General features: G+C 40.2%; 27 protein-coding genes. All 27 read right to left on the bottom strand.

Annotated elements, in window-relative coordinates; genetic code table 11:
• Positions 1 to 108: 108 nt before the first annotated feature.
• Positions 109 to 978, bottom strand: a complete 870-nt coding sequence (locus tag ACTWPM_RS06880; protein ID WP_443132326.1) for a nucleotide-binding protein — start codon at positions 976 to 978, stop codon at positions 109 to 111.
• Positions 971 to 2080, bottom strand: coding sequence for a flagellar biosynthesis protein FlhF (gene flhF, locus ACTWPM_RS06875; RefSeq protein WP_443132325.1), 1110 nt, complete (start codon positions 2078 to 2080; stop codon positions 971 to 973). The genes ACTWPM_RS06880 and flhF overlap by 8 nt, the downstream gene beginning before the upstream one ends.
• The gene (gene flhA / locus ACTWPM_RS06870) at positions 2077 to 4110 is read right to left on the bottom strand and encodes a flagellar biosynthesis protein FlhA (protein ID WP_443132324.1); all 2034 of its coding nucleotides are present in this window, start codon (positions 4108 to 4110) and stop codon (positions 2077 to 2079) included. Before flhA ends, flhF begins: the two co-directional genes overlap by 4 nt.
• 18 nt (positions 4111 to 4128) lie before the next feature.
• Positions 4129 to 5214 carry a flagellar biosynthesis protein FlhB gene (flhB, locus tag ACTWPM_RS06865; RefSeq protein ID WP_443132323.1) on the bottom strand — a complete coding sequence of 362 codons (1086 nt, stop codon included), beginning with the start codon at positions 5212 to 5214 and terminating at the stop codon, positions 4129 to 4131.
• Between the two features lie 6 nt (positions 5215 to 5220).
• Positions 5221 to 5997, bottom strand: a complete 777-nt coding sequence (fliR, locus tag ACTWPM_RS06860; protein WP_443132322.1) for a flagellar biosynthetic protein FliR — start codon at positions 5995 to 5997, stop codon at positions 5221 to 5223.
• A 2-nt stretch (positions 5998 to 5999) separates the two neighbouring features.
• Positions 6000 to 6269 (bottom strand): flagellar biosynthesis protein FliQ, encoded by a 270-nt coding sequence (gene fliQ, locus ACTWPM_RS06855; RefSeq protein WP_443132321.1) that lies wholly within the window; start codon positions 6267 to 6269, stop codon positions 6000 to 6002.
• 16 nt (positions 6270 to 6285) lie between these two features.
• Positions 6286 to 6951 (bottom strand): flagellar type III secretion system pore protein FliP, encoded by a 666-nt coding sequence (gene fliP / locus ACTWPM_RS06850; protein ID WP_443132320.1) that lies wholly within the window; start codon positions 6949 to 6951, stop codon positions 6286 to 6288.
• Positions 6944 to 7609, bottom strand: a complete 666-nt coding sequence (locus tag ACTWPM_RS06845; protein WP_443132319.1) for a flagellar biosynthetic protein FliO — start codon at positions 7607 to 7609, stop codon at positions 6944 to 6946. Before ACTWPM_RS06845 ends, fliP begins: the two co-directional genes overlap by 8 nt.
• Before the next feature lie 12 nt (positions 7610 to 7621).
• A complete protein-coding gene (locus ACTWPM_RS06840; RefSeq protein ID WP_443132318.1) occupies positions 7622 to 7984 on the bottom strand; it encodes a response regulator in 363 nt (120 codons plus the stop codon).
• A 16-nt stretch (positions 7985 to 8000) separates the two neighbouring features.
• Positions 8001 to 9185: a flagellar motor switch phosphatase FliY gene (gene fliY, locus ACTWPM_RS06835; protein ID WP_443132317.1), complete on the bottom strand. Its 1185-nt coding sequence runs from the start codon at positions 9183 to 9185 to the stop codon at positions 8001 to 8003.
• Positions 9185 to 10180 (bottom strand): flagellar motor switch protein FliM, encoded by a 996-nt coding sequence (gene fliM / locus ACTWPM_RS06830; protein ID WP_443132316.1) that lies wholly within the window; start codon positions 10178 to 10180, stop codon positions 9185 to 9187. The genes fliY and fliM overlap by 1 nt, the downstream gene beginning before the upstream one ends.
• A 27-nt stretch (positions 10181 to 10207) precedes the next feature.
• Complete coding sequence (gene fliL, locus ACTWPM_RS06825) at positions 10208 to 10636, bottom strand: flagellar basal body-associated protein FliL (protein ID WP_443132348.1); 429 nt, start codon at positions 10634 to 10636, stop codon at positions 10208 to 10210.
• Positions 10626 to 10841: a flagellar FlbD family protein gene (locus ACTWPM_RS06820; protein ID WP_443132315.1), complete on the bottom strand. Its 216-nt coding sequence runs from the start codon at positions 10839 to 10841 to the stop codon at positions 10626 to 10628. The genes fliL and ACTWPM_RS06820 overlap by 11 nt, the downstream gene beginning before the upstream one ends.
• Positions 10842 to 10888: 47 nt before the next feature.
• On the bottom strand, positions 10889 to 11800 hold the full coding sequence (gene flgG / locus ACTWPM_RS06815; protein ID WP_443132314.1) for a flagellar basal body rod protein FlgG: 912 nt from the start codon (positions 11798 to 11800) through the stop codon (positions 10889 to 10891).
• A gap of 82 nt (positions 11801 to 11882) precedes the next feature.
• The gene (locus ACTWPM_RS06810) at positions 11883 to 12248 is read right to left on the bottom strand and encodes a TIGR02530 family flagellar biosynthesis protein (protein ID WP_443132347.1); all 366 of its coding nucleotides are present in this window, start codon (positions 12246 to 12248) and stop codon (positions 11883 to 11885) included.
• A 1-nt stretch (position 12249) separates the two neighbouring features.
• Positions 12250 to 12705 (bottom strand): flagellar hook assembly protein FlgD, encoded by a 456-nt coding sequence (flgD, locus tag ACTWPM_RS06805; protein WP_443132313.1) that lies wholly within the window; start codon positions 12703 to 12705, stop codon positions 12250 to 12252.
• Positions 12706 to 12713: 8 nt separating this feature from the next.
• Positions 12714 to 14198, bottom strand: coding sequence for a flagellar hook-length control protein FliK (locus ACTWPM_RS06800; protein ID WP_443132312.1), 1485 nt, complete (start codon positions 14196 to 14198; stop codon positions 12714 to 12716).
• Positions 14199 to 14232: 34 nt separating this feature from the next.
• On the bottom strand, positions 14233 to 14811 hold the full coding sequence (locus ACTWPM_RS06795) for a MotE family protein (protein ID WP_443132311.1): 579 nt from the start codon (positions 14809 to 14811) through the stop codon (positions 14233 to 14235).
• 4 nt (positions 14812 to 14815) lie between these two features.
• Entirely contained in the window at positions 14816 to 15265 is a 450-nt protein-coding gene (gene fliJ / locus ACTWPM_RS06790) for a flagellar export protein FliJ (RefSeq protein WP_443132310.1), read from the bottom strand.
• A gap of 13 nt (positions 15266 to 15278) precedes the next feature.
• Positions 15279 to 16586: a flagellar protein export ATPase FliI gene (fliI, locus tag ACTWPM_RS06785; RefSeq protein ID WP_443132309.1), complete on the bottom strand. Its 1308-nt coding sequence runs from the start codon at positions 16584 to 16586 to the stop codon at positions 15279 to 15281.
• Positions 16579 to 17319, bottom strand: a complete 741-nt coding sequence (gene fliH / locus ACTWPM_RS06780; protein ID WP_443132308.1) for a flagellar assembly protein FliH — start codon at positions 17317 to 17319, stop codon at positions 16579 to 16581. Before fliH ends, fliI begins: the two co-directional genes overlap by 8 nt.
• Positions 17312 to 18325 carry a flagellar motor switch protein FliG gene (fliG, locus tag ACTWPM_RS06775; protein WP_443132307.1) on the bottom strand — a complete coding sequence of 338 codons (1014 nt, stop codon included), beginning with the start codon at positions 18323 to 18325 and terminating at the stop codon, positions 17312 to 17314. Before fliG ends, fliH begins: the two co-directional genes overlap by 8 nt.
• 12 nt (positions 18326 to 18337) lie before the next feature.
• A complete protein-coding gene (gene fliF, locus ACTWPM_RS06770) occupies positions 18338 to 19933 on the bottom strand; it encodes a flagellar basal-body MS-ring/collar protein FliF (RefSeq protein ID WP_443132306.1) in 1596 nt (531 codons plus the stop codon).
• Between the two features lie 59 nt (positions 19934 to 19992).
• Positions 19993 to 20307, bottom strand: a complete 315-nt coding sequence (gene fliE, locus ACTWPM_RS06765) for a flagellar hook-basal body complex protein FliE (RefSeq protein WP_443132305.1) — start codon at positions 20305 to 20307, stop codon at positions 19993 to 19995.
• Between the two features lie 17 nt (positions 20308 to 20324).
• Positions 20325 to 20786: a flagellar basal body rod protein FlgC gene (flgC, locus tag ACTWPM_RS06760; protein WP_443132304.1), complete on the bottom strand. Its 462-nt coding sequence runs from the start codon at positions 20784 to 20786 to the stop codon at positions 20325 to 20327.
• Between the two features lie 2 nt (positions 20787 to 20788).
• Complete coding sequence (gene flgB / locus ACTWPM_RS06755; protein WP_443132346.1) at positions 20789 to 21181, bottom strand: flagellar basal body rod protein FlgB; 393 nt, start codon at positions 21179 to 21181, stop codon at positions 20789 to 20791.
• A 329-nt stretch (positions 21182 to 21510) separates the two neighbouring features.
• Positions 21511 to 22290 (bottom strand): GTP-sensing pleiotropic transcriptional regulator CodY, encoded by a 780-nt coding sequence (codY, locus tag ACTWPM_RS06750; RefSeq protein WP_014643267.1) that lies wholly within the window; start codon positions 22288 to 22290, stop codon positions 21511 to 21513.
• Positions 22291 to 22304 lie beyond the last annotated feature (14 nt).

The following is a 22304-nucleotide window of genomic DNA, read 5'->3' as shown; positions in this document are numbered from 1 at the left end:
AGCGTTCATCCCAAATACAACACAACCCTTGATCATCCTTATTTTAAATATCGGAAAGAAGAGCTCACATAAATGCAGAATCATCCACCACCATAACTTTTACAATTTTCATAGTCTTGTTTCTTTGGAAATAATCTCCCTCAATTTAAACGAAAATTCACGATGATAATGAATGTTCTTTTCGGAAAAATTTACATAGTTATAAACAATATTACTGAGAGCTTTACTTGCCGGACACTTAGGATACTGAATCGTAAAAGGCTTCCTCTGTATAACTGAACGGATAACTGTACGATCTTCAGGAACGGATCCTAAATAATGGACTTCAGCTTGTAAGAAACGCTGAATAACTTCCTGAAGACGAAAGCGGGATTCATCACTTATTCTTTCCGACGATGAACGATTAAAGAGTATGGAAATCGGAAACTCTACTTCCTTTGTTAACAGATTTTTAATAAGAGCGTATGCACTTGTGATTGATCTTGGGGCTGGTGTGGTTACAATAAAAACTTCATCAGCAGCCGTCATAAATTTTATTTGATTCTCTTTACCTTCTGATCCCATATTAAAAAGAATGTAATCATAAGAATTATTTAATTCTTCAAACTGGGATTGAAAGTATTCCAATTTAAACTCATCAAGCTCAAAAGCCTCTTTAACCCCTGGACCTCCGGCGAGGTATGACAAGGATATAGGTCCTTGTTCCACAATATCCCATATTGTTTTTCCATCAGAAAAAAGATGAGAAAGTGTAAATAAAGGAGGAACTTCTAACAATCGGTCGATGGTTCCCTTACCATTATTTAAATCAAAGATTAATACGCGTTTATTCTGTTGCATAAGTTTAATCGCAAAATTAAGGGTGAAGTTTGATTTTCCTACTCCTTCGCTGCCACTGGCAATGGCAATGGTATGTTTGCTTTCCTTAACTCGGCTGCCCGCTATACGCTTTCGTAACTGTTCAGCTTGATCAAGCATGCTCATACCCCTCTGTAATCTTCTTTGCAAGATAGCCAGGTGAAGCTTCTTCGATGTCATCCGGAACGTTTTGTCCGTTAGTTAAGTAAGCAACACCAATCTTGTGGTGGACCAGTAAATTTATCCCACTTCCATAAGTAGAAGTTTCGTCTCCTTTTGTAAAAATAATCTTACTGATGCGAATAAGGCGAAACTTTTCATAAATGTCTTTCATATCACGATACTTGCTTGTTAGCGATAGAACTAAAAAAGTTTCGGAATCATCATCAAATTGCAGCAGCTGGTTTAACTCTTCTACATAAGAAGCCTGGCGATAATTACGTCCGGCTGTATCTACTATTACAAGATCAAAATTTTTATACTTCTCTCTTGCTTGTTCATAGTCTTTGAGATTGTAAGCAACTTCAAGCGGCACGTTCAGTATTTCCGCATAGGTTCTCAACTGATCAATAGCCCCAATCCGGTAAGTATCTGTGGTAATAAAAGCTACATTTAACTTTTGATTTAATACAGCTTCTGCTGCCAATTTAGCAGCGGTAGTGGTTTTTCCAACTCCAGTAGGTCCTACTAAATGCACAAATGTCTTTCTGAATTGTTTATGGCCAAAAGGGAGAGGTTTTAGCCAGTTTGTAATCTCTTCAGTTAATAAATGCTGCATTCCACCCTGGTAACCTGCATCCCCTGCCCTTTGTTTATAATCGAATTCTTTTACAATACGTGCAGCAATCTCGGGTTCTAGTTCTTGCGCTATTAAATGTTTATACCCGGCTTCGTATTCTTCCCGAACTGGTAAGTGATTATTTTTTGATTCAATCATTGAGCGAAGCTGCTTCAGCTCGTTTATGATTGCTTCATTCGGAGGTGCTTCCGATTTCTCAGAATTCAATGTTTGCGAACTTTTTGAAGCATGCACTTTTTCCTGAGTAGATACAGAAGAATCTATCGCTGCAATAACTTCAATAAGATCCTTTTTAAACCTTCTGAATAGTCCTCTTGCTTTAAGCGTTTTGGTATTCAAAATCACCGCTTCTGATCCTAATTCACCTTTTACCTTTTTCATGACTTCCGGCATAGTTGGTGCCTGAAACTTTTTTACCTTCATGCGACATTCACCACTCCTACACTTTGTACTTCGACAGTAGGCTCTAATTCGTTATATGACAGCACAACTACTTGAGGTAAGAACCTTTCCAGCAGTTGTTTTATGTACATACGGACAGCTGGCGAGCACAATAAAATAGCCGTTTCTTCCTGGAGTGAAACTTGTTCAACTTGAGCGGCAACAGCACTAATAATGGATTGCTGACTTTCTGGATCCAGCGCTAGATAACTGCCATGTTCTGTCTGCTGAATATTATCTGCAATGATTTTCTCTACCTTGCCGGATACGGTGATGACTTTGACACTTTTGTCTGCTTTCATATATTGACGGGTGAGCTGGGCTGCTAATGACTGTCTTGCATATTCAGCAAGCAGCTCCGTATCAGAGGTCATTCTGCCAAAGTCAGCAAGCGTTTCGAAAATCACAGGTAAGTTATTGATGGAAACATTCTCACGTAGAAGCTTTGCAAGGACCTTTTGGACCTCGCCCACCGATAAAGGCTCAGGTGTAACTTCGGCAACCAGAATTGGATAAGATGCTTTCAAATGGTCAATTAGCTGTTGTGTTTCTTGACGGCCAAGAAGGGAATGGGCATGCTGCTTAATTACCTCAGTAATATGAGTCGATACCACGGATGGGGGATCAACGACGGTATAACCAGATAATTCAGCATCATCTTTCTGATCTTCGGTAATCCATTTGGCAGGTAAACCAAAGGCAGGTTCCTGCGTTTGGATTCCGTCCAACTCGTCATCGTCGTCTCCTGGGCTCATAGCTAAATAATGATCAAGCATAAGTTCCCCACTGGCTTCCTCGTTTCCTTTAATTTTCAGCCGGTATTCGTTGGGGTGCAGCTGGATATTGTCCCGGATTCTTACAACTGGTATAACAATTCCTAATTCAATGGCCAACTGCCTCCTAATCATGACAATGCGGTCTAATAAATCCCCTCCCTGATTTGAATCGGCGATGGGAATGAGCGCGTAACCAAATTCAAACTCAATCGGATCCATACTGATTAAGTTAATCACATTTTCGGGCGATTTCATCTGATCACTTTCCGTTTCATCCAGCTCTTCGGGCTCGTCTTCTGCAGGTTCTTCAACTTCTCTAGATAGCCAATAAGCTCCAAATCCTAATACGGAAGCTATAAGTGTTGTAAGGAAGAATGGAATCGGAGTTAAACCTAATAGAAAGATGGTTCCAGCAGCTATGTAAAGCAGCTTTGGGTATCTAAGCAGCTGACTGGTTACATCAGTACTTAAATTACCCTGGGAAGCTACCCGTGTTACTACAATTCCGGTGGCCGTAGATATGAGCAAGGCAGGTATTTGGCTGACAAGACCATCCCCTACGGTTAATCGCATATAAGTATCAATGGCTTCAGTGAAGGACATGCCCATCTGGACCATTCCTATTATTAAACCGAATATTATATTAATAAGCACAATGATAATACCGGCTATAGCATCTCCTTTAACAAACTTACTTGCACCGTCCATCGCTCCGTAGAAATCGGATTCATTTTCAATTTTTTCCCTGCGCTCTTTAGCCTGGTGCTCATTGATCATTCCGGCATTCAAATCAGCATCTATACTCATCTGCTTCCCGGGCATAGCATCTAAGGTAAATCGCGCGGCTACTTCTGATACACGCTCTGCCCCTTTTGTGATCACAAGAAATTGAATAATAACCAGGATGATAAATACAACAAACCCAACCAATGGATTTCCTCCAATAACGAAAGTACCAAAGGCAGCAATCACACCTCCCGCTTCCGCTTCGGATAGGATAGAGCGGGTTGTAGAAACGTTCAATCCAAGCCGAAATAATGTCAGCAATAACAATAGAGTCGGAAAGACAGCAAATTGAAGGGCTTCTTCCATGTTCATTGAAACTAGAATGACAATCAGAGCAAGTGTTATATTAATTAGAATAAAAAAGCTAAGGAGCCACCCTGGGAGTGGGATAACAAGCATGACAATGATCAAAATCACACCTAATAAAACAGATAAATCTCTTGCTGACATCGGGGGTCCTCCTTTACTTTAGATTTTTTTCTCCAATTGATAAACGTAAGCCAGAATTTCTGCTACTGCCTTATAGAATTGCTCATCGATAGGTTGATCAATTTCCGAGTTTTGATATAAAGCTCTTGCCAGGGGCCGGTTTTCAACAGTAACCACGTCGTTCGCTTTAGCTACTTCTTTAATCTTTAAAGCGATAAAATCAACCCCTTTTGCTACAACGTAAGGGGCATCGCCCTGATCCTCACTGTACTTTACAGCAATAGCATAATGAGTGGGATTCGTGATCACTACATCAGCGTCCGGAACTTCACTCATCATACGAAAAGCAGACATTTGCCGCTGCTTCTCTTTAATTTTTGCTTTAATCTGCGGATCCCCTTCCATGTTCTTATGTTCATCTTTAATGTCTTTCTTTGACATTCGAATGTTCTTTTCATGGTCGTAACGCTGGTATGTATAATCAATGACTGAGAGAATAAGCAGGGCGAGTGCAGAAGCAAGCCCCATTAAAATGGTAGTGTTTCCAAAAAAAGCAAGGGCTGCCTGTACTGATTTTTGGGACATCAGCATCATTTCATCCTTATTAATCCAGATAACTGCAAACGTAATCGAACCCACCATAGCAATTTTCAGCAATGACTTTACCAATTCGACGAGAGCACGTGCTGAAAATATCTTTTTTGCTCCCTGAATAGGATCCAGCTTTTTTAAATCTACTTTTAATGGTTCACCGGTGAACATAATTCCTACCTGCAAAAGGTTGGATGCAATACCCGCTACAATAGCCACCCCCATAACGGGGGCAATGACTTTACTAATCTCCCAAGTCATTTCTACAAAAATCGTATGAACTTGCATTTCAGTTACATCCCAATAAACGTATTCTTGAAACGCATGTTCATACATTCCTGTCATCGTTGATTTCATGTGTCCGCCTAATAAGAAGAGAACCCCAAATACCATTAATAGAAGAAAGCCGGTATTTACATCCTGACTTTTGGGAACCTGTCCTTTTTTACGGCTATCCTGCCTCTTCTTAGGTGTAGCTTTTTCTGTTTTTTCATCTGCAGCAAAGAACTGTAGGTCTAAATGTAAGTAGTGCATGTGCAGCTAGCCTCCGAATATTTGCATTAACCCACGCATGGTCTTAAGCATGGTTTCGAATAATTGTCTAATCAGTATCATATAAAAAGTCATTGCAATCACTAGAACAGAGAGAGCTATGAATATTTTAAGTGGTAAACCAACTACGAAGACGTTTAACTGGGGTACCGTCCGGGCAATAATTCCAAGAGCAATGTCCACAAGGAACAAGCATCCTACAATAGGCGCAGCCATTAAAAAAGCAATTACAAACATCTGGTTGAAAGTTTCTATTACATATTGGATCCATGCTTCGTCCTGAAGCGGCAGCAATTGATCAATTGAAATAAGTGAGTAACTGTAAAACACGCCTTCAATCATCAGGTGATGTCCATCAACGGCCAAGATAAACAACAGTGTAATAATATTGAAGTATTGCCCTATTAAAGGACTTTGAGCTCCTGTTTGTGGGTCTATAACATTAGCAATCGCAAATCCCATCTGAAAATCAATAAAGCCTCCTGCAATTTGAATCGCTGCAAGTACAATATAGGCTAATAAACCAACTGCAATTCCAACTGCTGCTTCTTTGAATATAAGCAAAAAATATTCCTCATCAACGGTAAGCTCAGGAACAGAAAGGGAAAAATACATAAGTAAAGCAATGAAGAAACTGAACGCAACTTTATGCTGATTCGGGACATTTCGATAGGAAAAGAGCGGAAGTGTGACAAAAAATGAAGTCACTCGAATGAATATTAATAAAAATGCGGGAAGGCCCGCTAAATTAATCGAGTCCAGCATAGCTAACCTACTAACATATTTAAGTTACTGAATATACTGGCAGCAAACTCCACCATATTTGTCAGCATCCAGGGACCAAAGAATATTAACCCTACCATCACCGCCACAATTTTAGGAATGAAAGCAAGCGTTTGCTCCTGTATTTGTGTTGTTGCCTGAAAAATACTGACGAGGAGGCCGACCGCCAAAGCTAAAATCAGCAAAGGACCAGTAATTAATAAGACGGTATAAATGCCTTCTTTAGCAAATGAAATGACCATTTGATCGTTCATTCAATTGACCTCCCTCCTAAAACCCTTCCAATAAGGATTTTGTTATTAAGAACCATCCATCAACTAAAACAAATAATAAAATTTTAAAAGGAAGTGAAATCATTACTGGCGGCAGCATCATCATTCCCATGGACATGAGTACACTTGCTACAGCCATATCAATAACAAGAAAAGGAACAAATATCATGAACCCCATTTGAAAAGCTGTTTTAAGTTCGCTGATTGCAAAAGCCGGCACAAGTGTGGTTAGTGGAACGTCCTGAATAGTTTCCGGCGGCTCCATATCTGAATAATTCATAAATAGTGCTAAGTCCTTCTGCCTCGTATGTTTCCCCATGAACTCTTTCATAGGAATACTTGCTTCTTCATAAGCCTCATCCAATGTAATTTCTTCGTTAAACAAAGGTGTTAACGCTTGATTGTTTACTTCCTGGAAGGTAGGCGTCATTATGAAGAATGTTAAAAAAAGAGCAATCCCCACTAAAACTTGATTGGGCGGCATTTGCTGAGTCGCAAGCGAAGTCCTTACAAAAGAAAGTACGATTAGGATCCTTGTAAAACTTGTCATCAGAATCAGAATTCCAGGAGCAAGGGACAAGACTGTTAACAAGAGCAGCAATTTGACGGAAGTAGATATATCTTCAGGATTTGAGCCAGAGAATATGTCGATGAATTCATTCATGATCTCTGCCCTCCTGCTGCTGCTTTGAAGCATTCTTTCTCTTTACTTTCATATCTTTCAGTTGTTTCTCGAATAACTGTTGAAACTGTACCGTTGGAGTACCTTTATCCGTCCTTTTTTCCTTTTTCCATTTGCCGAGCCATTTATCAAATGGAATGACTTGTTCCATTCCTTGATGTTTATCCCTTTGGACCAAAGCGTTTTTAGTAGATGGATCTGTGATCTCGGTGATTATTTCTACTGATTCCCCGACCCCAAGGATAAATACCTGTTCGCCAATACGCACCGCCTGTATGGACCGGTTCGGAGCAAGATTCATTCCTCCGAGGTTTTCCATTGTTCGATTCTGATTGAATACTTTATTCTTAGAATTAAAAAATTTCAATAGTCCATATATGAGAACTAACACCAGCAATAGAACAAATATTAATTTCACGATATTCCAAAGTAAGGAACCTTCAGTTTCTTGCAATTGGGATTGCTCGTTTCCAGTGGGAGCCTCAGAATCTTCTGACGAGTCAGAAGAAGGACATCCCTCGAGCTGAGGGTTTTCTAAACACTCAGCAGCAGAGGGTGCCGCTTGAACGAACTCTGCACTGCCGAGACAAATAATAAATAAAGCGATAAGTAAAGCTGTCGATCTAGTTGTTAGTTTCATAATCAATCCTCTTTAACTTAAGGCTTTTTGTATAGCTTCAATCACACGGTCAGCCTGAAAAGGTTTAACAATGAAATCCTTTGCCCCTGCTTGAATAGCATCGACAACCATCGCCTGCTGCCCCATGGCAGAACACATAATTACTTTAGCATTCGGGTTGTACTGTTTTATTTCCTTCAGAGCTGTAATCCCGTCCATTTCAGGCATGGTGATGTCCATAGTTACGAGATCGGGTTCCTTTTCTTTATATAATTCCACCGCTTTTTTTCCATCTTCGGCTTCAGCTGCAATTTCATAACCATTTTTTGTGAGAATATCTTTCACCATCATTCTCATAAAAGCCGCATCATCTACAATCATTATTCGTTCTGCCATCTTACATCCTCCTTGATTAACGTAATTTACTTAATCGGTCTTTAGGGCTTAGAATATCAGTAACCCGAACACCGAAGTTTTCATCGATTACAACAACTTCTCCCTTGGCCATTAACTTTTCATTTACGAGAATATCTACCGGTTCCCCTGCTAACTTATCAAGCTCCACGACAGACCCTGCTGAAATTTCTAAAATTTCTTTTATCGTACGTTTCGTACGTCCCAATTCCACGGTAACCTTTAATGGAATGTCCATCAGCATATCTAAGTTTCTCTGTTCACTATTATTCAACTGTACAGATTCAAAGTTTTGAAATTGAGCCGACTGGATATTGGCTTCGTTAACACTTTGCCCTGTGGGCCCTCCCACATACTGAGGTTCATCATTCTTCTGGTAGGATGATTTACTTGAACCCTGTTGAACTTCTTCGATTTTACGGGCAGCTGTATTTGAATGATTTTTCCCTTCTAAAACTGCGGACTTTTCAGGAGGGACCTGTACTGGCTCGCTTTCCTCAGGATTCATAAGCTGGTCTACTAGTTCTCTGGCAAAACCACCAGGAAGCAGCTGCATAATATTGGAATCGATTAAAATTCCCACTTTAAGCTGAAAAGAAACTTTCACTAGTGTTTCATCGTCTGGAATCTGTTCAGTCCCGCGATCTTCTTCAAGATGTAAAACATCAATGGAAGGAGGAGAGATATCCACTTTTTTATTAAATATAGTCGACATGCTGGTTGCTGCAGATCCCATCATCTGATTCATAGCTTCCTGAACAGCACTTAAATAAATTTCATTTAATTGTTCATCAGGAGAGCTGCCATCTCCGCCTAACATAAGATCCGCGATAATAGCCGCATCTTTCGTATTAATAATTAAAACGTTTTCGCCTGAAAATCCATCCGTATAAGTAACGCCTACGGCAACGTATGGTTTGGGAAATTCATTAGGCAGGCGGTTACGGTTTACAACTGTAATTTTTGGTGTTGTAATTTGCACTTTCTGATTTAATAAGGAAGATAGAGCTGTAGCGGCACTCCCAAAAGATATATTTCCAATCTCACCCAGTGCATCTTCTTCAAGATTAGATAATTCGTCTGCCGAATCCTTACTAGGAGATAAACTACGATTAAGATCTTCCCCTGTACTCTCGTTCAGAAGGGCATCTATTTCATCTTGAGATAACATATCATCACTCATTATTTTTCGGCCTCCTCTCGATAATCTTCTAACACTTGCACAGCAAGATGGTTTTTAATCATTCCCGGCTGTACGTGAAACTTTTGTTCATCGTCTACTTTTAATGTCATAGGTCTGTCAATTTGCTGACTCAGTCGAATAACATCATTTTCTTTTAACCCTAAAAACTGCTGAATAGATATGTTGGACTCTCCGAGCAGTGCTTTTATATCGACTTCTGCCCCTTTGATGGTTTTCGCTAAAGCTTCATATTCATCAGGATCTTTATCTTTCGGCTGCTGCTTTTGCATCCAATAATGCACAGAAAGCTTCGGAATGATCGGTTCTAACACTACATGAGGGATACAAATATTAATCATCCCGCTTGATTCCCCAATGGTTGTATTCAAGGTAACGACTACCACAGTTTCATTGGGCGAGACCATTTGTAGAAATTGAGGGTTTACTTCAAATTCCTCGAGTAACGGATCAATCTCCACAATAGAACCCCAGGCTTCTTGATAGTTATAGAGGGCTTTCTCGAATAAATGAGACATAATAGTTGTTTCGATTTCTGTTAAGTTATCCACTTTGCTTACACTGCTTCCTCTGCCTCCCAGCACTCGGTCCATCATGGCATACGCTACATTAGGGTTGGTTTCCAGCAGTATTCTTCCCTCTAATGGAGATACACTGAAAATATTCAAAATAGTCATCGTTGGAATAGATCGAATAAATTCTTCATAAGGAAGCTGATCCACTGAAGCGATTTCAATATTTACATACGTGCGCAGCTGGGCTGAAAAATAAGTAGTGAGCAGTCTACAGAAATTTTCGTGTATTCGTGAAAGACTTCTAATTTGGTCTTTGGAAAACCGCAGTGCTCTTTTAAAATCATAAGATCGAACTTTTCTTTCTTTTTCTTCATTCTTTAGTTCTTCAGCATTCATTTCACCCGTTGATAATGCGGATAACAAGGAATCTATTTCATTCTGAGAAAGAACCTCTTCTGCCATATGCTCACCCCCTTACCTCTTTCTTAACTATTGAAGAACTTTGTCTACCGTATAGACGTCAGTAACTGTTCCCTGACTCATTACTTCATTCAATTTTATCTTTAACTGCTCTTCAAGTTCTCCGAGACCCGATTGAAACGATTTCAAATCCATGACTGCAAGTTCTTTAATTAAAATGTTTTGCATTTGGAAATCCCGTTTTTGCAACTCCTCTAAAGACCTCTTGCTGTCTGTGACAATACGAAAGCGAATGCGGACAAAGTCTCCATTTATTAAATCCGTTGTAATATCTTCTGTCAGCATCGAAGATTCCCGCATTTCATCAATGGATCTTTTTCCGCTTGCTTCCTCTGTACCGTTTAAGTTCATTACAATAATGAGGATCGCTGCACCGATAAGGGTGAGTGCACTGAAAACAATAATCATCGTCTTAAAGACTCGATTTTTAATCTTCATCACCTGCTTGTCCAGCTATTCTAAAAAGTCCTACTTCTCTATAAAATTTTTTAATTTTTTTAACTACCAGTTCTTCCGTCTCTTTAACGAGAAGCTTTTTCCCTTGAGTAGTAGTAATCATAGTGTCCGGATTGGATTGGATTTGCTCTATGTAAATCGCATTGAATGTAAACGAATCTCCGTTTAATTTCGTTAAAGCTATCATAATGATCGGGGAAGCTTTACAGTCAGCCTCCCCGCCCCCCTCTCCGATTATCGTTTCAAGTTGACAAGTTCTTGAAGTATTTCATCTGATGTTGTAATAATCCTTGTGTTAGCCTGAAACCCTCTCTGTGCTGTAATCATTTCAGTAAAGGATTCAGCTAAGTCCACATTGGACATCTCAAGAGCCCCCGCGACCATTTGACCTGTCCCATCTTCTCCTGCAACCGCCAGGTCTCTTAAATCCTCAATAGGTTCACCTGCGTTAGTGGTATAACGATAGGAATTACCACCGATTTTTTCAAGTCCGCTCGGGTTAGCGAAATTTGCCAGTCTAATTTGACCAGCTACTTTAGGAGTACCATCAGCATCTACATAACTTACAGCTCCGTCCGGCTGGATACTAAAACTTTGGGCATTTTCCGGAATGGTAATCATTCCAGCATTGTTCTGAGCAGTATTTAGGCCATTCTCGTTTAAGGTATAAGGCTCTCCAACTAAGTATTTTCCTTCATTGTTAACGATTGCCCCTTCAGAATCCAAATAGAAATTCCCTGCTCGAGTAAAGCTCGTATTCACGTTATCAAGGTCAAATGCTTTCCCGTCAGTATCAATATCATCCGTTCCACCTTCGGCAAGCATAAACATTCCATCTCCTTCAAGAGACAAATCCAATGGGCGATTCGTTGTCTGGCGGTTGCCTTGAGTATAGATCGTATCAATGGATCCTGTTTGAGAGCCAAGCCCTACTTGAGAGGGGTTCAAGCCTCCTCTTGAATTGCCGTTTGCTCCTTCAGTTGGTCCTTGGGCTCCTGTCATCGTTTGACTCATCATATCCTGAAATGTAACGCGCCCTTTTTTATATCCGTACGTATTTACATTGGCAATATTATTTCCTATCGTATCTAACTGTGTTTGAAAGCCTTTCATTCCGGAAATACCGGCATACATTGAACGTAGCATGGTGCAACATTCCTCTCGTTTTTAATTAAATTAGCCGCTTCCATCAGTCAGCGGTTTATACGGCCTCCCTTAAGGGTCCAGCCTAGTCTTCCAAGACAATGGTTCCATTAATGTTTGTAAATATTTGAGATGATGCTTCTTCTCTTCCAAGCGCTGTAACTACGGTGTTGTTTTTATTACTGACTACTATAGCTGCCTGATTAGTAATAACTAAACTGTCTGTAACACCTTTGGATTTAGCTTCAGCCATCTTATTTGAAATCTCTTTCCATTTGTTCTGATCAATTTCTATATTGCGTTCTTTCAACCGCTTTTCTGCATGTTTACTAATCTTTAACGTCTGAACTTCATTCAAAACCTTTTGAAATGAGCTCTCCGTTTTCGACTCCGTTTTTTTCCTCTGTGGTGCCTGCAGCGGCTGGTGTAATTGATGAATGCGGGGATTCATTTTATTCACCGAAACTTTCTTCACCTGTTTCACTGACAGATGTAATTTGGTTGACAGGGAGTTTATGGCCTGAGTTCAACTCCAGTGATGTGCTTCCATCTTTTTGACTGACAGATGCCACTACTCCTTTTTCTATCCGCTCCTCAGCACCCGTTTCTTCATTAATCACTGGGTAAGTGACCTCCTTACCTATCAAACTGCTGTACTGGACCAGCGGAGGTAAGCTTTGAGTGTCTAGGAACTGCTGCATGGACTGGGACATATTTGTCATTTGTTCTAAATTTGAGAACTGAGTCATCTGGGATATAAACTCTTTATCCTTCATAGGGTCCAGAGGATTCTGATTCTGAATTTGTGCCATTAATATCTTTAGGAAATCATCTTTTCCAAGCGAGGTGTTTGTGCTTCCTTTAGCTGGTTGATTCTTTAAATAGTAGGACGAATCAATCGTATTCATCTCATCACCTATACTTTCTCATTCATTAAAATTTCGTAAAAAGAAACTTCCTCCTCAGACTGCTCTTCACTTTCCGAATTCATTTGAGTCGATTGTTTTTCTTGTTGTTCTTCGTGCCCATCTTCTTCTTTAAACGACTGGAAAGACTGCTGGTCAGTTAACCCTTCATTCTTTTCAATTACTACCTGCTGGGGAGAGAACATATGACGTAACTGACTCATATTACTTTCCAGCATATCTTTCGCTACTTGACTGCTAGCGACAATCTTCACGGTTAGTTCACCATTGATCTGCGCAAGCTTTATGGTCATCTCCCCAAGATTTTGAGGTTTAAGCTTTAACTGCATTTCCATACTGACCGGCTTGCTTGTAAACCACCTACTGGACTGAAGAATACGTTCCATTTCCTTAATAAGCTGGTTGGGAAAAGCAGATGAAGACTGATTCTGATAGAGCTGGATAAAGTGTTGTTCCACTTTTGACATCGGCATGGTCTGAAGAGAAGGTGCAGATATCCCTCTATTGTCCTGATGCTTTTCTATATACTGAGAAATCCACTTCCCGAATTCTTTTCCATTTATCGGTGACAAGTGTTGATATCCAGGTGGAACAGTTTGTCTGTTACGATACATCTGCCACAGGTCTTTAAATAGCTTATTTTCGAACTCTGTTCCTTGCTCTGAAAGCTTATTAAGCATGGATGTCCATTTTTCTTTCGGGACCTGATAGGATAACTCGGATATCGATTGAATAACATCTTTAAGGATTAAAACTTTAGATGAATAACCAAGCGTCTGAGCTTTCCTATTATTGTTTTCGAGAGTATGGATGTTTTGCTGGAACTTACTCCATAAATTCTGGAGTTTTAACTCTTCCTTCTCAAAGTTATAATTAGCTTTGCTTGTTTTTGATTGTACCTGATGGGAAGTAACCAGCCCTGTAAAGGAATGGACATTCTCCGCTATTTTCACCTTCTGCTCTACAGTGCCTTCACGTAACTTTTGCATTGAATGTATGGCTCCATCCATGGTTTGCAGTAATTCCAATACCTTTTGGTCTTTCACATCTTCTTTTGTAATAGTCCCTTCTTCATCCCCCGAAACAAGCGATTCTTGAAGCTTTTTCAGTACGGATTCGGTACTTATTAATATTTGTAAGCCTGAAGGTATATCCTCAGCAGCTTCAAGCTGGTTCTGGATATCAACTACCTGTTCTAATTCTTGTCCACGCTCTCGCTCTGTTTCCTTGTGGTAGGACTTAACTTTCTCCAGGAAATCATTCAATTGAATACGAAGCTTTTGAAACACTTCATCTATTGAACTATTATCTTCCTTGGCAGAAATACTTACACTTTCCATATTCTCTTGAAGGGTGGATAAAAGATCCTGAAATGATCTTCCTGTACTCGTACCTTCTGCATGGGGATTCAACAGAAGCGAACTGCGGGAACCTGCAGTGGTAAACAATTGATGGACAAGATTGATTGTTTTCACCTCCTTTCAAGTAAACAGCCGGTTCATTTTCTGATTAGTCTATGATTTCGCCGGCGATACCTGCGGCTGTTTCTGGATTCATTTGCCCAAAGATCTGCCCTCTTTCTCCGCTTGATATATTTTCAAGAACCTTTACGGCCAGCTCCTGGCTCATGTTCTCGACAATGGGCGCGGCTTCTTCTGGGTCCATTTCTTGAAAGGAAGCTGCCATGTCCATTACTTTCTCATTCTCAGGGGGCTCTACTTTTTCTTCTTGAGCAGCCTTTACATCAGCCTCTAACTTAGCTACATTTTGTTTAAGTTCATCTACCTCTGCCTGTTTGGTGCTGAGTTCTTCTTCAAGCTGTTCAATCGTTTCATCCCTTGAGTCAAGAGAAGCCTGAAGTTCATTATTATTTAATGTGCTTTTTTCTTCCGCGGGTTTAGAAGCACTCTGGGTTAGACCAGGCACCGTACTTACATACTTGCCAGCTTGTTCTGTAACATTTACACCTAAAAGAGATAAAACAATCCAAGCTAAGGAAATTGCAAATACTGCGGGAATGACTACCACAAAGAAGAACCATTGAAGTCTACTTCCTTGCTCCTTTTCCATTTTTTGCTTTTTTGCCATGCCATCACCGATCCTGGAAGCTTAAAAATTGTCTCATGGACAAGTCATCCATTTGTTTATTTTCTTCACTTTTAAGCCATTGTTGGTGCTTTGTCTGCTTTCGTTCAATGAGCTTCTCAAATTTTTTCACTTCTACATAGGCGTCTGTTAATTTTTCCTGAGAGTGATACATAGCCTGTCGTGCGTGTTGAACTTCCGGCTGCAGCAACTCAATTCTTTCTTCTAAGCGTTCTATGTATTGTTGGTGTTGAATAAAAGTTATAGCTTGAACAGTTCTTTCTGAAAGGGTTTCGTGGAATAATTGCTCGGCTTGTTCTTTTTCTTTCAGTGCCTCATACAATTGGGTTGCCTTTTTCTCAAATGCCTCTACTTGAGATTGATGATGCTTTTCTTGTTTTGTTCTCTCCCGGTCTCTTAAATCCTTAATTTTATTAAAAGCATGCAAACGAGCCATACAATTCTCACTCCTATGTAAATAACTGTTGTAGCAAATCCTGGGATCCTTCAAAGCTTGACGGTTCATGTACGCCTTGCTTCAGAAATTTAATAATGGAAGGGTGATAATGAATCGCCTGATCAATCTCTTTACTGCTGCCTTTTTTATAAGCTCCTATTTGAATCAATTCACTGTTTTCCTCGTATTTCGCCAGCAGAGCACGAAGTTTTTCGGCTGATTGTTTATGCTCATTTGATGTAATCTGCTTCATGACGCGGCTGATTGATCTTAAAATATTTATAGCTGGAAACTGTCCTTGTTCTGCCAGACTGCGATCCAGTACAAAGTGCCCATCAAGTATACCTCGTACAGTGTCGGACACCGGCTCATTCATATCGTCACCATCAACAAGCACTGTATAAAAAGCTGTAATGGTTCCTTTACTGCTCGTTCCGGTTCTTTCGAGGAGCTTAGGCAATAAAGCAAACACGGAAGGAGTGTAACCTTTGGTGGTGGGGGGCTCTCCCGCAGCAAGTCCGATTTCACGTTGAGCCATGGCAAAGCGTGTGACAGAGTCCATCATTAGATTGACGTTATACCCAAGATCTCTAAAGTACTCGCTTATCGCAGTTGCTGTGTATGCTCCTTTGGTTCTCATTAGAGCGGGCTGATCAGATGTAGCAACGATTACGATGGAACGCTTCAGCCCTTCTTCCCCTAAATCATTTTCAATGAATTCCCTCACTTCTCTTCCCCGCTCACCAATTAGTGCTATGACGTTTAAATCGGCGGAACTGTTTCTCGAGATCATTCCCATCAAAGTACTTTTACCCACACCACTCCCGGCAAATATACCTATACGCTGTCCTTTTCCAACCGTTAACAAAGAATCAATCGCACGGACCCCTACTTGGATCGGCTCCTTAATAGTAGGTCTGGATAATGGATTAGGCGGCGCTTGGTCAGTGGGGTACATGGTTAAGCCTTTGGGAAGCGAACCACCGTCCAGCGGCTGCCCGGTTGCATCCAGAACCTTCCCAATTAACCCTAATCCAGCCTTGACTTTCATCGGTTCACCTGTCGCTTCCACTAAACTCCCTGGACTAATATCACGCATTTCTTTATAAGGCATCAGAAGAATATTTTCCTGGTTGAACCCGACCACTTCTGCAGCAATGGACCGATTTCGATCAGAATTTGAATGAATGTAACACAAATCTCCGATCGAAGCTTCCGGTCCTTTCGATTCCACCATCAAACCTACTACCCGATGAATGCGTCCATATCGTTTAAAGGTATCTGCCCGATCAATGACTTGTAAATAAGTCTCCTTATTCATGCGGAACCGCCTCATGGACTACCTGGAAAACTTTCTCTCGTAGTTCTTTCAGTTGACTGTCGATTCCCGCCTCGATACGTCCGAATGGGGATTCTAGAACACAAGAGAATGGCTCCATGTCATCTTTTACATAGATCGATAGGTTTGTTTTCAAACTTGTCATTCGCTGTAATTCTTCTGTCCGGGACTGTAAATAACTGTATTGATCAGGATGGACATAGATGGCTATTTCGGGCTGGTCCTGTACTTCCTTAACTACTTTCTTAACAAGATGTGAAAAAGACTCCGGCTGGTCTAACAAATGGCAGTTTAATATTTTTTCAGCCGCACGCAGAGCAAGTTCCACAATCGTTTCTTCACTTGATTCTACAATGGAGTGATAAGACTGATTTGCTTGCATAATAATATGATTTGCTTTCTCCAGCTTTTCAGTGTAGTCATGATATCCCTGAGTTACACCGGCTTCGTAACCTTTCTTTTCTGCGGCTTGTACCAATTGGATTCGTTCTTCCTCCCAGGCTTTCTTATCTGCCCGGATTTTATTTTCTGCTTCCTGCATCATTTGTGAAACCTTTTCCCTTGAATCTGCTAATATTTTTTCAGCTTGCTCTTTTTTTTGCTGAGCCAGCTCGTGTTCATCAGAATGAATTTGTTCCATCGAATCGTCAGGCGCTAGCTTTTCCAAAGGCTTAATTTGGATAATACGATGAGAATTTTCGTTGACTCTAGACAATAATGTCGTCACCTCCGCCGCGTGCAACCACAATCTCGCCAACATCTTCCAAACGCCTAATGGTAGCGACAACTCTGGTTTGAGCCTCTTCCACATCGCGCAAACGTACAGGCCCCATCACTTCCATCTCTTCTTCAAATGTATCAGCCATTCGCTGGGACATATTGGAAAATACTAGATTCTTAACCTCATCACTTGAAATCTTCAATGATAAGCGCAGGTCTTCGTTTTCAACTTCTCTTATAACTCTTTGAATTGCTCGATTATCAAGAGTGACGATATCCTCGAAAACAAACATACGTTTCTTAATCTCCTCGGCTAGTTCCGGATCCTGAATTTCTAATGAGTCTAATATTGTTCGCTCAGTGCTGCGATCCACTCCATTTAGCACTTCTACTACTGCTTGAATGCCTCCAGTTTCTGTATAGTCATGTGTCATTGTGGCTGAAAGTTTCTTTTCGAGTACCTTCTCTACCTGGTTGATAATTTCAGGTGAAGTTGATTCCATCGTAGCAATCCGGCGTGCAACATCGGCCTGAAGCTCCTGCGGAAGTTCTGAAAGAATCTGTCCGGACTGGGCCGCATCCAAGTAAGATAATACAAGTGCAATTGTTTGAGGATGTTCATTTTGTATAAAATTCAAAATTTGAGTAGGCTCAGCATTTCTCGCAAAATCAAATGGTTTCACTTGAAGAGAAGATGTTAAGCGTCCAATAATATTCGAAGCTTCCTCTTCTCCCAGAGCTTTTTCAAGAATGGTTTTGGCATAGCCAACCCCTCCCTGCGAAATATAATCCTGTGCCAAAGCTATCTGGTGGAATTGATCGAGTATTTCTTCTTTCTCTTTTGAATTTACTTTTTGAACAGAAGAGATTTCGAGTGTTAATTGTTCTATTTCTTCTTCGTTTAAATGTTTGTATACCTGTGCGGCTACAACAGGTCCTAAAGAGATTAAAAGGACAGCAGCTTTTTGCTTTCCTGATAACTCTGACTTTTTCAAGGCCATTTATGAACCTCCTTAATCTTCAGCAATCCACGATCGCAATAGTTTTGCAAATTCTTCCGGCTTTTCTTTTGCCATTTTTTCTAATTGTTCTCTTTGTTGAGTAGAAGCAGTCACCTTTTCTTCAATGCCTGGAACAAAAGGAGGTATTTCCTCTTCTAAAGTTTCTTCATAATTTTCTTCTTCTTCCTCTTGCTTTCTTTTTCTCAGGAGCATAACAATAAGTACCACAATAATAGCCGCAAGAACAGCCCCGATTGCATACATCCACATTGGAATGCCTGGAGTTGTTTGAGAAGAATCAGGCTGGTCATTAAATTCTTGGAATACGATTGATATTTTTTCCTCTGGATTTACTTCACCATAATTTTCATTGATCGATGTAGTAATTATTGAATTAAGGATCGACTGTACGCTTTCCTCAACGGTTTGCTGCTCTTCAGCAGATAAGAGTTCAACTGTTCCTTCTTCATCAGCACCTTTTGTACGATCAATGGCTACCTGAATTCCAAGGTCCCTTACTTTAAAGGGGCTCTCCTCTATATTTCTCTTAATCCGATTAAATTCATTATTGATCGTTTCACGATTCATTTCATAATCTCCGTTAGAATCTTCAGCATCAGCAGGGTAGTTAGCTACATCTTCCTCCCCTGCTCCCGGGACTCCTCCTTCAGGAATTCCGCCTTCATAAGTTTCTTCAATCCGTTCTATGCTTACCGGTAGCCCCTCCATCGTTTCAGAGTCAACTGGCTCTACCAGCTCTTCCACACGATTTTCTTTTGTAAAATCGATATCAGCCGTAACCGTTGCGATCACTTTCTGCTGGCCGATCATCCTGCCTAGCATCCGTTGTACATCCTGTTTGATGTCCCTTTCGATATCCTTTTTTACATTCTGCTGATATGTATAAGCATCCTGACTTCCAGATGAATTTGAATTTTTTAAATCAAAATACTTAAAGTTTTGATCCATGATTACGATATTATCGTTAGACAAGTTGGGAACCGACTTAGAGGCGAGATTGTAGAGTGCTTCTATCTGGCTGTTTTCCATCTGATAGCCGGGTTGAACTGTCAGCACGATCGAGGCAGATGCTGCTTGCTCTGTCTCTGATGCAAATACTTCTTCTTCCGGAATATTGATCATAACTTTTGCATCTTGAATGCCTCCGATGCCCTTCATCATATTAGCAAGCTCACTTTGCATTGCGTCCAGCTTGATCATATTAAACTCATTATCCGTCATTCCCCATGACGTATTATCACTAAAAAATCCATAATCAATCGAACCGCTGCTAGGAAGCCCTGCCGCAGCTAAATCCACAAGCAATGTCTCTGCCTGAGGTTCTGGGACTAGGATCGAGGTACCACTTTCCTCTAATTCGTATGGTACTCCTCTGGTATCCAGTTCTGTTTTAATCTGGCCAATTTCCTGGATCGTTAAATCCTTGTAAAGAGGGACCATTTTTGAGCTTGATGCAAAGATGCTTACTATGGCTATAATTAAAAGGACAGCTCCTACACCGCCTATCAAGGCCACCTTTTGACCCTTGCTTCTTTCTTTCCAAAAGGAAGTACTATGACTTTTGTACTTTAATAGTTTTTCTTTCATAACTGCCCCCAAAAAAAGCACGTTCTCTGCGAATGATTTAACAACTTATGTAAGATCTGTCATACTTGCATTCGCATAATTTCTTTATATGCTTCTACTACTTTATTTCTCACTTCTATCGACGTCTGCATAGTGATGCTTGCTTTCTGTGAAGTAATCATCATTTCATGTAAATTATCAATCTCACCGCTGGCCATGGCTTTTGTTTTCTCATCCGATTCGATTTGTGTTTGATTTACTTTATCGATCGCATTTTTTAATTGATCAGCAAATTTGGCTTGAGCCTCTGCCGGAGAATTGTTTGACCTGATACGAGGTGACATAGTATTGAATTGGACTGATGGTGACCCAATTGTAGTATTCAAGTTTGGCATTTAATCTCTCCTTTTAATTATCTTCCTATTTCCAGAGCTTTCATCAGCATACTTTTAGAGGCATTAAGAGAAGTGACATTAGCTTCATAAGAACGTGTGGCACTCATCATGTCCACCATCTCTTGTAAAGGGTCCACGTTAGGAGTCTGGACATACCCTTCTGGATTAGAGTCGGGATGGTCAGGATTGTACACTTGTTTAAAAGGTGTCTCATCTTCCGTAATTTTCGCAGCTTTCACGCCCTGGCTGTTCCCTGATTGAATTGATAATCGAAAGGCAGCTTCGAGGTGAGATTTAAAGCTCTGGTCTTTTGGTCCAAATACAACCATTTTTCTGCGGTATGGCTCCCACTCTCCTTGAGCATTGAGTGAGGCTCTTGTTGAATTTGCATTTGCGACATTTGAGGAAGCCACGTCCATTCTTAGCCGCTGGGCTGTCAAACCACTGGCGCTTGCATTCATTGCATCAAATATACCCACGGCTAATTTCCTCCTTTAATAACGGATTCCATGCTTCTGAACTTAGAACTCATCCGATCCGCTAGAGCTTGATAATAAATCTGATTTTTAGCCAAGCTGCTCATTTCTTTATCAATATCGACATTATTTCCATTGTGGTTATATGTAGTACTATTGTTTGTGGTTGTTTTGTAGGAGACGGCTTCTCTGTTTTGAAAATCAATATGTTTCTGATTGGTTTTCTTAGTTGAAAGAGAAGCGGTAGCGCGGTTCAGATGATCTTTGAAAACAACATTTTTAGCTTTATATCCAGGAGTATCTATATTAGATATATTGCTAGAAATTGCACGATTCTTTTCAGAAGCGTAGTTCAATGATTTTTCCAGGGTGTTAAAAGTGTCATTAAATAACTTCAGCGTAATCACCTCAATTCGACATGTTTCTAGGTTCACAAACCTAATTGTAAAAAAGTATGTATACTTCTGTCTATGTAGTACAGCAGTATTTTTTGAAATATAGGTATAAATAGAACTATATAACCAGGCTTATAAGCCTGGTTTAATGGTTTTTAATGGTTTTTGTCGAAATTTCTATTATAATGAACATTATTACACAGTTCGTTCGGTAAATACATTAGATTTAAATAAATTTTATAAAAATATGATTTAAGTGGATATATAACCTAAATTATCCTTTTTAACCATAAAAAACCGCTGCTTTTTAAAAAAGCAGCGGATCTTTATATTTAACTTGTGCGAAGCTTTTGAAGCTCTACTAAGAAATTATTGTTTAACACTTTAATATACGTACCTTTCATTCCTAGGGAACGAGATTCAATAACTCCAGCACTTTCTAACTTACGCAAGGCATTAACAATTACTGAACGTGTAATTCCTACTCGATCTGCTATTTTGCTAGCGACAAGCAGTCCTTCGTTTCCTTCAAGTTCTTCAAAAATATGCTCAATAGCCTCGAGCTCACTATAGGATAAAGAACTAATCGCCATTTGCACAACAGCTTTACTGCGAGCTTCCTGTTCAATCTCCTCTGTTTTTTCATGAAGGATTTCCATGCCGACAACAGTTGCTCCATATTCCGCAAGCAGTAGATCATCATCATTAAAACTTCTGTTAATCCGGCTGAGAATCAACGTACCTAAGCGCTGTCCCCCACCAATAATTGGAACAATGGTAGTCAATCCTTGCTCGAATAATTCACGGTTCTCAACTGGAAACGCGGTATATTCACTATCGATATCAATATCAGGAGTTGTTTCCTGGATATTAAATAAGTTCTGAGTATATTCCTGGGGAAACTGACGCTCAGTAAGCATCGTCTTCATACGTTCATTTTCAATTTCTTGATTAATGGCAAACCCTAGAAGTTTACCTCGGCGGCTTAATACAAAAGTATTTGCTTCGATAACATCCCTCATCGTAGCGGACATATCATTAAAATCCACCGATTTTCCTGTAGTTTTCTGCAGCATAGCATTAATTCTTCTGGCACGGTCTAATAATTTCATCTGTTATTCCTCCT

It is taken from the genome of Halobacillus sp. K22, assembly GCF_052246795.1.
Classification (GTDB): domain Bacteria; phylum Bacillota; class Bacilli; order Bacillales; family Halobacillaceae; genus Halobacillus.
The sequence above is the reverse complement of the archived record's forward strand: the minus strand, read 5'-3'. Positions and strand labels throughout refer to the sequence as shown.

Coding starts and splice junctions, on each gene's coding strand:
- fliI (WP_443132309.1), bottom strand. CDS start 16,586: ATGAATAAGGAGACTTATTTACAAGTCATTGATCGGGCAGATACCTTT.
- ACTWPM_RS06820 (WP_443132315.1), bottom strand. CDS start 10,841: ATGATAGCTTTAACGAAATTAAACGGAGATTCGTTTACATTCAATGCG.
- flhA (WP_443132324.1), bottom strand. CDS start 4,110: ATGTCAGCAAGAGATTTATCTGTTTTATTAGGTGTGATTTTGATCATT.
- fliJ (WP_443132310.1), bottom strand. CDS start 15,265: ATGGCTCGTTTGCATGCTTTTAATAAAATTAAGGATTTAAGAGACCGG.
- ACTWPM_RS06810 (WP_443132347.1), bottom strand. CDS start 12,248: ATGAATCCCCGCATTCATCAATTACACCAGCCGCTGCAGGCACCACAG.
- ACTWPM_RS06795 (WP_443132311.1), bottom strand. CDS start 14,811: ATGGCAAAAAAGCAAAAAATGGAAAAGGAGCAAGGAAGTAGACTTCAA.
- flgG (WP_443132314.1), bottom strand. CDS start 11,800: ATGCTACGTTCAATGTATGCCGGTATTTCCGGAATGAAAGGCTTTCAA.
- fliE (WP_443132305.1), bottom strand. CDS start 20,307: ATGCCAAACTTGAATACTACAATTGGGTCACCATCAGTCCAATTCAAT.
- fliG (WP_443132307.1), bottom strand. CDS start 18,325: ATGGCCTTGAAAAAGTCAGAGTTATCAGGAAAGCAAAAAGCTGCTGTC.
- fliR (WP_443132322.1), bottom strand. CDS start 5,997: ATGCTGGACTCGATTAATTTAGCGGGCCTTCCCGCATTTTTATTAATA.
- ACTWPM_RS06880 (WP_443132326.1), bottom strand. CDS start 978: ATGCTTGATCAAGCTGAACAGTTACGAAAGCGTATAGCGGGCAGCCGA.
- flhF (WP_443132325.1), bottom strand. CDS start 2,080: ATGAAGGTAAAAAAGTTTCAGGCACCAACTATGCCGGAAGTCATGAAA.
- fliL (WP_443132348.1), bottom strand. CDS start 10,636: ATGAAGATTAAAAATCGAGTCTTTAAGACGATGATTATTGTTTTCAGT.
- flgD (WP_443132313.1), bottom strand. CDS start 12,705: ATGAATACGATTGATTCGTCCTACTATTTAAAGAATCAACCAGCTAAA.
- fliY (WP_443132317.1), bottom strand. CDS start 9,185: ATGAGTGATGATATGTTATCTCAAGATGAAATAGATGCCCTTCTGAAC.
- flhB (WP_443132323.1), bottom strand. CDS start 5,214: ATGCACTACTTACATTTAGACCTACAGTTCTTTGCTGCAGATGAAAAA.
- ACTWPM_RS06840 (WP_443132318.1), bottom strand. CDS start 7,984: ATGGCAGAACGAATAATGATTGTAGATGATGCGGCTTTTATGAGAATG.
- codY (WP_014643267.1), bottom strand. CDS start 22,290: ATGAAATTATTAGACCGTGCCAGAAGAATTAATGCTATGCTGCAGAAA.
- fliM (WP_443132316.1), bottom strand. CDS start 10,180: ATGGCAGAAGAGGTTCTTTCTCAGAATGAAATAGATTCCTTGTTATCC.
- ACTWPM_RS06845 (WP_443132319.1), bottom strand. CDS start 7,609: ATGAAACTAACAACTAGATCGACAGCTTTACTTATCGCTTTATTTATT.
- fliP (WP_443132320.1), bottom strand. CDS start 6,951: ATGAATGAATTCATCGACATATTCTCTGGCTCAAATCCTGAAGATATA.
- fliF (WP_443132306.1), bottom strand. CDS start 19,933: ATGAAAGAAAAACTATTAAAGTACAAAAGTCATAGTACTTCCTTTTGG.
- fliQ (WP_443132321.1), bottom strand. CDS start 6,269: ATGAACGATCAAATGGTCATTTCATTTGCTAAAGAAGGCATTTATACC.